We start from the raw sequence: 11,544 nt of genomic DNA, 5'->3' as shown, positions 1-11,544 counted from the left end.
TCGATGCAGTTGCGCCCAAGAACGCCGCCCCAGCGCAGTAAGGCAGTCACGAGGCGTCACCGCCCTGGCTTGACAACATCATTGGGAATCTCCCTCTGGTGCCTATCCGGCGGTGATCGATGCGCGTGACCGGCCGCCCCGGCCAGGTGCCTCGTCACCTGGCCGGGGCCGCACGCGGGTGTGCGAACGGAATGGAGGAAAAGGGGTCCGGGACCGCGGGTCAGCCGACCGTCGTCGGGCGCGGCGCCAGGTCGGTCCAGTGCTGCTCGATGTACTCGAGGCAGGCCTTGCGGTCGTTCTCGCCGAAGGCCGTGGTCCAGCCGGCCGGGACCGCGAGCACGTTCGGCCACAGGGAGTGCTGGTTCTGGTCGTTGACCAGGACCAGGTAGCGGCCCTCGGCGTCCTCGAACGGGTTCGTCACAGCGGTTCTCCTTCTGTACGGGATGCACGGGATGCACGGGATGCACAGGACGTGCGGGATGGACGGATCGGACGGATCGGACGTTCACGCAAGCGAAGGGGCGGCGCCCCGTGTCCTACGGGTGGAGGTACGGCCCGGCCGTTTCCGGGAGCCAGACGTCCTCCGGGTCCAGGGCGGCAGGCGTGTACTTGCCCAACGCGCTGATCAGCAGCCGCAGTTCGAAGGCGAGGCAGGCGACCAGCCGGGCGATGCCGTCCTGCGGGTCCTCGTCCGCCGCGAGCAGGGCCGCCCGGCCCAGCCCGACGGCGCGGGCGCCGAGCGCCAGGGCCTTCGCGGCCCGGGCGCCCTCCCACATCCGGCCCGAGGCCAGCAGGCAGTTCGACCTGGACGGCGGCCCCAGCCGGCGCAGGCACTCGCCCAGCGGCAGGCCCACCTGGTCGAGGAAGCTGCTGGGCGCCCAACCGCTGCCGCCCTCGGCGCCGTCCATGGTCACCGAGTCCGCGCCGCTCGCCCAGGCCACGACCGCCGCCTCGTGGATGTCGCGCCCGGGCGGGAGCTTCACCCAGATCCGCGCGCGCGGATAGTTGTTGCGCATGAACCGGATCTGCTGGCGCAGGATCTCCGCCGTGAACGTGCCCGGGCTGCTGGACCGCAGTACCCGGTCGTCCTCGCCCTGCCCGTCGGCGAAGACGCTCTCGTCGGTGCTGTACCGATCCGCCAGCTGCGCCGCCACCGAGCGCTTCAGCACCGTCATCCCGCCGAGCCCGGGCTTGGCGCCCTGCCCCACCTTGAGTTCGAAGGCCAGGCGGCCGGACTCCAGCAGCGCCTTCGCGGCCGGGGCGCTGTAGATCTGGTTCCACACCTCGGCGTCCGCGTCCTCGGTGCTCTGCTGGAACGCCAACCCGCCCATGTCGTCCGGGAGTTCCTGCTCGTAGGCGCGCAGCCGGGCGAGCATGCTGTCGCCGGTGTCGGCGGAGGCGTCGGCGGAACCGCTGCCGGAGGCGCCGGCGAAGCCGTTGGTCGGCACCACGTTCTCGCCGATGACCAGCGGGATGCCCAGGCGTCCGGCCTGGCGGCTGGCCGCCAGGCCCAGTCCGGAGGAGGCGACCTGGGTGGAGCCGAAGGCCGACACGTACACCGGCAGCGACGAGCGGAACCCGCCGATGTCGGTGGCGAGTTCGACGTCGCCGTAGAGCGGTTCGCGGGCCAGGTCGGTGAGCTTCTCCAGCCGCTGGGGCACGAAGACCGGCGGGACCAGGCGCATCGCGTCCAGCGCGTCCCCGCCGCGGGGCGCCGCCGTCCGCGGCTCGCCGCCCGTGCCGCCGGCGCCGAACAGCGTCAGGCCGTAGCCGTCCGTCGAGGGGAACGCGCGGGCGGCGCCCTCCCTGGCCCGGGACCGGATCGCGGCCTCCGGGAACCCCGGGGCGCTCAGCACCCCACTCACGGCGAGACCACCCCGGGGACCTTCGGGAACGGGGTGGCCTGCCAGACCGCGTCCAGCCCGGCGACGTAGCGGGTGAGCCGCTCGATGCCGATCCCGAAGCCGGCGCTGCCCGGGATGCCCTCGCGGACCATCTTCAGGTACCACTCGTACTTGGCCGGGTTCTCGCCGCTCTCCCGCATCCGGGCGATGATCCGCGCGTAGTCGAACTCCCGCTCGCTGCCGCTGATCAGTTCGCCGAAGCCCTCGGGGGCGATGAGGTCGAAGTTGCGCAGGACCTCCGGGCGCTGCGGGTCCTCGCGGTCGTAGAAGCCGCGTGAGCCCTTGGGGTAGTCGACGATGAAGAACGGCGCGTCGGACTTGTGCGAGAGCAGGCCCTCGCCCTGCCAGTCGATCTCGGCGTCGTGGTTCTGCTCGTGGCCCAGCCGTGCCAGCTCGGCCATCGCCTCGCCGTGGCTGATCCGCTCGAAGGGGGTGTCGCGGGTGAGCAGCGGGGTGAAGGCGTCCGCATCGCGGCCGAGGGCGTCCAGGTCGTCGCCCAGCGTCCGCACCACGCGCTCGACCGCCGCGGTCACGATGGACTGCGCCACCCCCATCGCGTCCTGCTGGGTGGCGCCGGCGATCTCCACGTCGAACTGGTGGAACTCCGCCAGGTGGCGGCCGATGTTCGCGGTCTCCAGGGGTTCGAGCCGGACGTTCGGCGCGACGTAGAACACCTTGTCGAAGGCGAGCAGCGACGCCTGCTTGTAGAGGATCGCGCTGGTCATCAGCTTGTAGCGGTGGCCGTAGAAGTCGACGTCCACCTGCTTGGCGCCCCGGCCGCCCGGGTCCGTCACCGGTCCGATGATCGGCGGCAGCAGCTCCACGAACCCCTCGCCGAGGAGTAGTTCGCGGCCCGCCTGGACGATCTGGTTCTGGATCCGCAGCACGGACCGGGTCACGGGGTTCTTGAGGTGGTCCGGCAGTGCACCGGGCCGTGCAGACTCGAACTCGCTGGTCAAGGGGTCTCTTCCTTCGGTTCTCTGGTCCTGCGGTCTCTGGTTCTGCGGTTGTGGCAGGGGGTTCAGCCGGGGATCCCGGGGAGCCGGTCCAGCGTGGTGGCGGCGCGCTCGTCGAACGACCGCGCCACGTGGGACAGGGCCCGGAGCAGGTCCGAGGCGCTCATCGAGCGGTCGCCGGCGGATCGCCCGGACGGCCGGACGGGCAGGGCGCCGGTGTGCGACCAGCGCAGCCGCCCGTCGGACTCGATGTAGCTCCTGGCCCGCCCGGCGTTGTCCGGGTGCAGGCAGTACGGGACGTCCAGCAGTCCCCGGGCGAACGCCTCCACCAGGGCGGCGCCCACGTCCGTGTTCAGGCCGAGGACGGTGTCCACGAGCGCGGTCGCCTCGTCCAGGACCTCGCTGCCCGCCCCGGTGTCGGCCGGCGCCGATCCGCCCGCGTTCTGTGCGGCCAGCGCCGCGATCTCCAGGGCCTCGACGTTCTCCCGGACGGTGGGGATGCGGTGCGCCTCGGCCGCCGTCTTGACGATGAGCCGCTCCGCCCCGGTGCGGACCGCCAGCTCGGCGGCCTGCTCGAGCAGCAGCAGGGCACCGGAGCGGGTGCCGGGGTAGACCCCCATGTAGTTGTAGATCACGATGTGGCGGTCGACGTCCGGCAGCAGCGCGTCGGCGAGCCGGCGCAGGGCCAGCACCGCCTCCCGGTCCTGCTCGGCGTTGGTCTGCTGCGCGTAGCTCAGCGAGATGCTGCGCAGTCCGTGCTGGCGGAAGAACACGCCTTCCAGGACGCTGATCGCCACCAGCAGGCTGGGCGGGCAGAGCTGGCCGAGCATGCAGCCGCCGAAGGTCTCGACGTGCGGTTCGACCTCGCCGTCGCGGGCCCGGACCATCAGCTCGCAGGACCGTTCCCAGTTCCGCACCGCCTCGCGCAGCGGCAGGCGGCCGTACGGCAGGCAGTAGGAGACCGGGCCGCCTTCGGTGGTGTCGAGCCCCGCTTCCAGCGAGGCGGCGATGATGCCGTAGGGGCTGGCCGAGCCGTGCCGCACCTGGACCGGGAAGTCGCGCTCGCGCACGCCCTCCAGCACCCCCCGGTTGGTCGCCGGGGGGTGGGTCCTGATCGGGTACCCGTTGAGGTCGCCGCCGCCGTCGACGGCCCGCCGGGCGTCGGCGAGCTTGCCGAGCCGGGTGTAGCTGTCGAGGGTGATCGTGCCGACCGTGGTGGCGTTGGCCGCCTTGACGGCGACCAGCCCCTCCCGCATGGCCAGCGGGTCGCCGAAGCCCATCCGCGGCTGCACCACCAGGTTGCCCCGGGCGTGCGACCGTCGGACGAAGTCGGCGAACGCGTTGACCGGCGCGTCGTTCATGGCGTGGGGGCGGCGCGGAGCTCCTCCAGGACGCGGCCGGTCCGCCCCGCCTTCACGGCGCCGAGGGCGGAGACGTACCGCTCGAACTCCGGCAGTCCGGCCGACTCGTGGAAGACCGCGGAGAACCCGGCGTCCAGCAGCCGGCGCGTCATGGACTCGCCGCCCCCGCCGCCCGCCCCGGCCTGCAACTGCCGGCCGGTGCCGAGCTTCCCGCCGATGACGATCGGCGTGTCGGCGAGCTCCGGGACGGCGCGCAGCTCCGCGACGGCGGACAGTCCGTCGCTCTCGCCGTGGCCGTTGACGCTGCTGAGCACGATGAGGTCGGGGGCCTCGCGCCGGCACTCCGCCGCCAGTTCCGCGCCCGGCAGGCACGGGCCGAGGTTGCGCACCCGGTGTCCCCAGTCCTCCAGTTGGAGCTGGAGGAAGACGAGGTTCCAGGTGTGGGAGTCCGACTCGGTGCCGCTGACGATCACGTCGAGGGTGGCGTCGGTGCTCACCGCCGGCTCCTCTCGCTCGGGTCGAGGGCGGCGATCCTGGAGGGCAGCGTCTTCCAGACCTCCGGGGTGTAGAAGTGCCCGCCGGGAAGGACGTCGTGGCGGTACTCGCCCAGGGCCAGCGCGCGCCACTGCTCGCCCGCGTTGGCCTCGATGACGTCGTCGTCGGCGCCCGAGAGCATCTGCACGGGCATGCTGACGGTGGCGCCCTCGGTGTACCGGAAGGTGTCCCGGACCCGGATGTCGGCGCGCATCAACTCGACGGCCATCTCCTGGAGTTCGGGGTCCTCCAGGACGTGCGCCGGCATCAGCCCGTGGGTCTTCATCCAGAGCAGCAGGCCGTCGTCGTCGTCCTGCTGGGACGGGAACATGTCGCGGGGCGTCAGCCCGCGGGCGGGCGCGTTGGCCGAGGAGACGACCAGGTTCAGCGGCAGCGGCCCGCCGCCGCTCTCGATCCGCGCGGCGACGTCGAAGGCCATCCAGCCGCCCATGCTGTGCCCGAAGAGCACGTACGGGCCGTCGACGGCGGAGAGCACGGCCGCGGTGGCGTCCTGGGCCAGCTCCTCCCAGTCGGTGGCGAAGTCCTCCAGGAACCTGCCCTCCCGGCCCGGGTAGCAGATCGCCGACAGGGCGATGTCGGCCGGGACGGCGTCGCCCCACAGGTGGTAGGAGGCCGTCCCGCCGCCGCAGAAGCCCAGGCAGATCAGCGTCAGCGCGGCTCCCTCCGGGCGCCGGATGCTGATGACGGTGGTGTCCTGTGCGGTGTTCACTTGCCCTCCGTCCGACGGGACTCCACGAAGGCCGCCAGCCCGCGCAGTTCGGGGTGCTGGTAGACCTCCTTCGTGGACACGGTGATGCCGAACTGCTTCTTCAGCCGGCCGATGACGCGCAGTGCGATGAGCGAGTGGCCGCCCAGCGAGAAGAAGTTGTCCGTGGGGCTGATCCGCGGCCGGCCGAGCACCTCGGACCACACGCCGGCGATCAGGGTCTCGAACTCGCCCTGCGGCTCGTCCCCGGCCTCCTGTCCGCCATCGGCCCACAGGGCCTCGTCCACGGCGGGCAGGGCCCGGTGGTCCACCTTGCCGTTCACGCTCAGCGGCATGGCCTCCAGCGTGACGAAGGCCGACGGGACCATGAACGACGGCAGCAGGCCGCCCAGGTGCTCCTGGAGCTCCCGGGCGTGCGGGGCACTCCCGCCCTCCGGGACGACGTACCCGACCAGCTGGTCGCCGGCGGTCGCGGTGCCGTGCAGGACGACGGCGGCGGTCCTGACCCCCGGGTGCGCGGCGAGCGCGGCCTCGATCTCGCCCAGTTCCACCCGGTAGCCGCGGATCTTGATCTGCCGGTCGACCCGGCCGAGGTAGTCGATGGCGCCGTCCGGGCGCAGCCGCACCCGGTCGCCGGTGCGGTACATCCGGCGGCCGGTGCCGGTCGGATCGGCGACGAACCGCTGCGCGGTCAGCGCGGGCCGGCCGACGTAGCCGGTGGTCACGGAGGGCCCGGCCAGGTAGAGCTCGCCCGGCTCGCCGACGGGCGCGGCGCGCAGGTGCTCGTCGAGCACGTGGGCGGTGAACCCGGGCAGCGGGAGGCCGATGTGCGGGCCCTCGCCGGTGATCCAGCCCGCGGTGGCGTCCACCGTGCACTCGGTGGGGCCGTACAGGTTGATCGCCTCGACCGTCCCGGCGGCGCGGGCCTCGCCCAGCTCCCGCCAGACCTCGGCCGGCACCGGCTCGCCGCCCATGAACAGCCGCAGCACGCGGCCGTCGGCGGTGGGGGCGAGGAGGGCCTCGCGCAGCACCTCCCAGTGCGAGGGCGTCAGGTCCAGGTCGTCGACGGCGTGCTCGTCGAGCAGGGCGCGCAGCACGGCCGGGTCGGTGCGCTCGTTCTCGCCGATCACCACGATGCTGTCGCCCCGGCAGATCCGGGCCCACTGCTGGACGGAGGCGTCGAAGGAGATGCTCGCGTTCCAGGCCACCACGCGCGGCCGGTCGGCGTAGAAGCCGGCGTCCTCGAGGTCCGCGGCGAGCGCGGCCACGCCGCCCCGGGTGGCCTCGACGCCCTTGGGCGTCCCGGTCGAGCCGGAGGTGAAGATCACGTACGCCGGGTCGGCCGGGGCGGCCTGTGCCGCCGGCGCGTCCGCGGCCGGCGCGGCGAGGGCGTCCGCGAGGGTGAGGACGTCGACTCCGGCGGGCCAGGCGGGACCGTTGCCGGGCTCCGCCAGGACGGTCCGCAGGCCGGCGCTCGTCACCATGTGGGTGAGGCGCTCCTGCGGGTAGGCCGGGTCCAGCGGCACGTAGGCGCCGCCGATCCGCCACACGGCGAGCAGGGCGACGACGAGGTCCGCGCCGCGGTGCATGCTGACGCCCACCCGGGCGCCGCGGCCGAGCCCGCGCTCGGCCAGCTTTCCGGCCAACTGCCGTACGTCCTGGTCGAGTTCGGCGAAGGTCAGGGTGCGGTCGGTCCCGCGTACGGCCATCCGGTCCGGGGTCGATTCGACCGCCCGCCGGAAGCGGACCATCGGGTCGACGGGTGCGGTCCGGGCCGCCGGGGCCAGGGGCTCCTCGGTGATGCTCACGCGGCACCGCCGGTCTCCGCCGAGGCCGCCACGGTGGGCCGGCAGTCGTCGAGCTCGACGGGGTTGCCCATCGCGACGACGATCTTCCGGTCGCCCCGGAACGGGTCGCGGCCGTGCGCCGTGAGCACGTTGTCGACGAGCATGACGTCGCCCGGCTGCCAGGCCTGACGCACCGTGGCCTCGGCGTAGGCGGTGTTGATGAGCTCGAGCTCGTCCCGGGTCAGGGGCTTCCCGTCGGCCACGCCGGTTTCGAACGGCAGGCCGTCCGCGCCGAATTCGTCCAGGAGCGTCTCGCGGAGTTCCTCGTCCAATGACCAGGAATTCCAGAAGGCCATGTGGTTGAACCAGACCTCCTCATCGGTGGCCGGGTGCCGGACGATACCAGGCCGCCGCTGCACCGTTTTCAGATTTCCCTCGCCGTCCCAGCGGCAGGAGATCAGGTTCTCCGCGCAGTACTGCTCGACGTCCTCGCGGCGCTCGGTCGCGAATGCCTTTTCCCAGCTCACGGAGATGTGTTCGGAGTAGCTCCGGTGCAGGGTCCAGCCGTGGGAGCGAATGCGCTCGACCAGGGGGGCGGGCAGGTGCCGCAGGACCTCCCGGCAATCCGCCACCGGCGTCGCCCCGCCTTCCTCGGGGGCGATGAGGCAGGCGAACATCAGGAGCCCGGGGAAAGTCAGGGTGTAGCTGTTCTCGTTGTGCATCCGGATCGACTGGGCCGGCGGCAGGTCGGTGGACGAGTAGACGTCGTTGCCGAAGCTGCTGCGCGGCGTCGCCTTCTCCCGGTAGGGCGTCCGCTGCGGGATGAGGACGTCCCGGACGAGCGCGAAGTCCTCGACGGAGGCGACCGGGAGGCCGCGCAGGTACAGCGCGCCGTACCTTTGAAGCGCGGTACGGAGGTCGGGCAGGAGCGCGTTCAGCCACGCGCAGGCCGCTTCGGCGCCTTCGAATCGAGGGACGACCAGGGTCGCCGGCTTGCCCTCCTCGAGGGTCCATTCCAGTTCTTGTGGCGCGGTGCTTGCAGAAGACATGACTCGATGCACCTTCCTCATGACGGAGCGCCACGGCGTGGTTCCGCGGTCGCCCCGGGGCAAGTTGAATCGTGATCAGAACCTCTGACCCGAGAACACGGTCATCGACCCGCGGGGGTCGTCGTGCCGGGTCGCCAGGGAATTCGCGCGGCCCGGTTCAAGGGCCGACATCAGGACGGTTCGGCGGGGTGTCGCTGTTTCCGCCACCGGCGGCAGTGAATGGGCAGCCCAAGAGGCCGGCTCCGCAACGCCCGAAAAGGCGTCGACGAGCCGCTACCCGGGACCGTCAGGCCACCCCTGGCCGCACGTGCGGACTACCGGTACCGTAGCTCCGACCGGAGAACGTCGGGCTGCCGTCCGGCACACCCGCACACCGATCCATTCCCCCCTCCCGAGTGCTCACATTCAGGTGCGGCGGAATCGCGCACCCGGTGTCGTTCCCCCGAGCTGCCGAGGCGGGTGCAGTACTCCCCCATCGCCTCGCATTGACCGTGCACCGCCAATCAGATCACACCAATGCGCCGCCGTGGAAGAAGTAGCAGAGGCAAGTTCGGAATCTTTAATGTCGCATTCACGTCACCGACAGTGACGATTCCCTTACCGTATGGGGCAATTCCCGTGCTGAGGACGACGGGACGCCGCCGTCGCCCGTCCGGCAACGGCGGCAACACCGGTACCAGAAGCCGGAGTTCCGCTTCCGGAACAGCGGCGCCCGGGCCGCCCTCCGGAGCGGGCACGCTCGGGCCCGTCCTCCGGAGCAGCGGCCGGCCCGGGCCCGTCCCTCCCGGCCGGCGCGCTCAGGCCCGCCCGAGGACGCGGTCGACGGCGATCTCGATGACCACCCGGTCCGGGTTGACCCGCGGCTCGCGGTAGCGCTCGGCGTACCGGCGCTCCGCCTCGGCGACCTGCTCGGGCTCCTCGCGCACGACCGCCACGCCCTCCAGGGTCGACCAGCGGGCCCCGGCCACCTGGCAGACCGCGACGCGCAGGCCCTCCGGCCCGGCCACGGCGACGTTGCGGGCCTTGCGGCTGGTGCGGCTGGTGATCACCCGGGCGGTCCCCGTCTCCGGCTGGTACGTCACACCGACCGGCACCACGTGCGGCGTGCCGTCCGGGCGGGTGGTGGTCAGCGTGGAGATGTGCCGTTCCCGCCAGAAGGCGAGGAAGGATTCGTCGAGGTCGCGCGGGTCGTGGGCCATGCCCGCGATCGTACGGCCCCCCGGGGAACGGTCGTTCCCCGGGGGCCGTACGGGCAGCGGTGTCAGTGCCCGCGCGCGATCCACTCCGGCAGGGCCGGGGCCTCGGCGCCGATGGTGGTCGGGTCGCCGTGGCCGGTGCGCACCACGGTCTCGGCCGGGAGCGTCAGCAGCCGCTCGCGGATCGAGTCGACGATCGTCGGGAAGTGCGAGAACGACCGGCCGGTGGCACCGGGGCCGCCCTGGAACAGGGTGTCGCCGGTGAAGACGGTGCCCAGCGCGGGCGCGTACAGGCAGACCGCGCCCGGCGCGTGACCCGGGGTGTGCAGCACCGTCAGCTCGGTGCCCGCCACCTCGATCCGCTGGCCGTCGGCCAGTTCGCCGTCCGGCAGCCGCTCGGGGTGGGTGAGCTTCCACAGCGGCAGGTCGTCCGGGTGCAGCAGGATCGGCGCACCGGTGCGGTCGGCGAGGGCCGGGGCCGCGTCGATGTGGTCGTTGTGCGCGTGGGTGGAGACGATCGCCAGCAGCCGGCGCCCGCCGAGCGCGGCCTCGATGGCCTCGGCGTCGTGCGCGGCGTCGATCACCACCGCCTCCTCGTCGTTCCCGACGATCCAGACGTTGTTCTCCACCTCCCAGCTGCCGCCGTCGAGTTCGAAGGTCCCGGCGGTCACCAGCCGGTCGATCCGCGCGGTCACAGGATCACCACCGAACGGAGGACGTCGCCCTGGTGCATGCGCTCGAAGGCCTGCTCCACGGCGTCCAGCCCGATGGTCTCGGTGACGAAGGCGCCGAGGTCCAGGCGGCCCTGGAGGTAGAGGTCGACGAGCATCGGGAAGTCCCGCGAGGGCAGGCAGTCGCCGTACCAGGAGGACTTCAGCGCGCCGCCGCGGCCGAAGACGTCGAGCAGCGGCAGCTCCAGCGTCATCTCGGGGGTCGGCACGCCGACCAGGACGACGGTGCCGGCCAGGTCGCGGGCGTAGAAGGCCTGCTTGTACGTCTCCGGACGGCCGACCGCCTCGACCACCACGTCCGCGCCGTTGCCGCCGGTCAGCTCGCGGATCGCCTCGACCGCGTCGGTGGCGCGGGAGTTGACGGTGTGGGTGGCGCCCAGCTTGCGGGCGGTCTCCAGCTTGCGGTCGTCGATGTCGACGGCGATGATCTTCGCCGCGCCCGCCAGCCGGGAGCCCATCACGGCCGCGCCGCCGACGCCGCCGCAGCCGATGACCGCGACCGAGTCGCCCCGGCCGACGTTGCCGGTGTTGATCGCGGCGCCGAGGCCCGCCATCACGCCGCAGCCCAGCAGGCCCGCGACGGCCGGCTCGGCCGCCGGGTCCACCTTGGTGCACTGGCCGGCCGCGACCAGGGTCTTCTCGGCGAACGCGCCGATGCCCAGCGCCGGGGACAGCTCGGTGCCGTCCAGCAGCGTCATCCGCTGCTTGGCGTTGTGGGTGTTGAAGCAGTACTGCGGGCGGCCCCGCTTGCACGCGCGACACTGGCCGCACACCGCGCGCCAGTTGAGGACCACGAAGTCACCGGGCTCGACCTCGGTGACGCCCTCGCCGACCGACTCCACGATGCCCGCGGCCTCGTGGCCGAGCAGGAACGGGAACTCGTCGTTGATGCCGCCCTCCCGGTAGTGGAGGTCGGTGTGGCAGACGCCGCACGCCTGGATCCGGACCACCGCCTCACCCGGGCCAGGGTCCGGCACCACGATCGTGGCCACCTCCACGGGCGCGCCCTTGGCGCGCGCGATGACTGCCTTGACCTGCTGGGGCATCCGATTCCACCTCCGTCTGCCGGTGCGGCTCTGCACCGGTCTGACCTGCGACAAACGACTGCAAGACGAACTGCCCACGAAGCGTATCGCCCACCCGGCCGACCACCGGCGGAGCGCCCGGGGCGATCCTCCGCGGCACGGTGTGCTAGGGACCCGCCCCACCCGCCGACGGCCTGTCCGCCGGCGTGGAAGCGGCTCACGACCTCTCCGGTGGCACGTGCCGGCCGGGTATCCGCCGGGGGCCCGGCGACAG

Annotated in this window: 11 protein-coding genes; all 11 read right to left on the bottom strand. The window is 72.7% G+C overall.

Annotated elements, in window-relative coordinates; translation table 11 throughout:
* Positions 1–220 precede the first annotated feature (220 nt).
* The 11 genes from ACWDD9_RS41995 to ACWDD9_RS41945 all read right to left on the bottom strand — a co-directional run bounded on the left by ACWDD9_RS41995 (position 221) and on the right by ACWDD9_RS41945 (position 11,291).
* Entirely contained in the window at positions 221–421 is a 201-nt protein-coding gene (locus ACWDD9_RS41995; protein ID WP_449814556.1) for an MbtH family protein, read from the bottom strand.
* Between the two features lie 115 nt (positions 422–536).
* Entirely contained in the window at positions 537–1,865 is a 1,329-nt protein-coding gene (locus tag ACWDD9_RS41990) for a glutamate synthase-related protein (RefSeq protein ID WP_449814555.1), read from the bottom strand.
* The gene (locus tag ACWDD9_RS41985; protein ID WP_074005720.1) at positions 1,862–2,863 is read right to left on the bottom strand and encodes an asparagine synthetase A; all 1,002 of its coding nucleotides are present in this window, start codon (positions 2,861–2,863) and stop codon (positions 1,862–1,864) included. Before ACWDD9_RS41985 ends, ACWDD9_RS41990 begins: the two co-directional genes overlap by 4 nt.
* A 62-nt stretch (positions 2,864–2,925) precedes the next feature.
* Positions 2,926–4,221: a methylaspartate mutase gene (locus ACWDD9_RS41980; protein WP_049652212.1), complete on the bottom strand. Its 1,296-nt coding sequence runs from the start codon at positions 4,219–4,221 to the stop codon at positions 2,926–2,928.
* A complete protein-coding gene (locus tag ACWDD9_RS41975; protein ID WP_074005722.1) occupies positions 4,218–4,718 on the bottom strand; it encodes a cobalamin B12-binding domain-containing protein in 501 nt (166 codons plus the stop codon). The genes ACWDD9_RS41980 and ACWDD9_RS41975 overlap by 4 nt, the downstream gene beginning before the upstream one ends.
* Positions 4,715–5,485 carry a thioesterase II family protein gene (locus ACWDD9_RS41970; protein WP_387829674.1) on the bottom strand — a complete coding sequence of 257 codons (771 nt, stop codon included), beginning with the start codon at positions 5,483–5,485 and terminating at the stop codon, positions 4,715–4,717. The genes ACWDD9_RS41975 and ACWDD9_RS41970 overlap by 4 nt, the downstream gene beginning before the upstream one ends.
* A complete protein-coding gene (locus ACWDD9_RS41965) occupies positions 5,482–7,290 on the bottom strand; it encodes a non-ribosomal peptide synthetase (protein WP_449814554.1) in 1,809 nt (602 codons plus the stop codon). The genes ACWDD9_RS41970 and ACWDD9_RS41965 overlap by 4 nt, the downstream gene beginning before the upstream one ends.
* Positions 7,287–8,318 carry a TauD/TfdA family dioxygenase gene (locus ACWDD9_RS41960; protein ID WP_049652216.1) on the bottom strand — a complete coding sequence of 344 codons (1,032 nt, stop codon included), beginning with the start codon at positions 8,316–8,318 and terminating at the stop codon, positions 7,287–7,289. Before ACWDD9_RS41960 ends, ACWDD9_RS41965 begins: the two co-directional genes overlap by 4 nt.
* A gap of 797 nt (positions 8,319–9,115) precedes the next feature.
* Positions 9,116–9,517, bottom strand: coding sequence for a pyridoxamine 5'-phosphate oxidase family protein (locus ACWDD9_RS41955; protein ID WP_380780923.1), 402 nt, complete (start codon positions 9,515–9,517; stop codon positions 9,116–9,118).
* Between the two features lie 62 nt (positions 9,518–9,579).
* Positions 9,580–10,209, bottom strand: coding sequence for an MBL fold metallo-hydrolase (locus ACWDD9_RS41950; RefSeq protein ID WP_117492917.1), 630 nt, complete (start codon positions 10,207–10,209; stop codon positions 9,580–9,582).
* On the bottom strand, positions 10,206–11,291 hold the full coding sequence (locus tag ACWDD9_RS41945; RefSeq protein ID WP_449814553.1) for an S-(hydroxymethyl)mycothiol dehydrogenase: 1,086 nt from the start codon (positions 11,289–11,291) through the stop codon (positions 10,206–10,208). The genes ACWDD9_RS41950 and ACWDD9_RS41945 overlap by 4 nt, the downstream gene beginning before the upstream one ends.
* Positions 11,292–11,544: the final 253 nt, after the last annotated feature.

This window comes from Kitasatospora sp. NPDC001119 (assembly GCF_053598475.1).
The sequence above is the reverse complement of the archived record's forward strand: the minus strand, read 5'-3'. Positions and strand labels throughout refer to the sequence as shown.

Coding starts and splice junctions, on each gene's coding strand:
- ACWDD9_RS41955 (WP_380780923.1), bottom strand. CDS start 9,517: ATGGCCCACGACCCGCGCGACCTCGACGAATCCTTCCTCGCCTTCTGG.
- ACWDD9_RS41980 (WP_049652212.1), bottom strand. CDS start 4,221: ATGAACGACGCGCCGGTCAACGCGTTCGCCGACTTCGTCCGACGGTCG.
- ACWDD9_RS41960 (WP_049652216.1), bottom strand. CDS start 8,318: ATGTCTTCTGCAAGCACCGCGCCACAAGAACTGGAATGGACCCTCGAG.
- ACWDD9_RS41945 (WP_449814553.1), bottom strand. CDS start 11,291: ATGCCCCAGCAGGTCAAGGCAGTCATCGCGCGCGCCAAGGGCGCGCCC.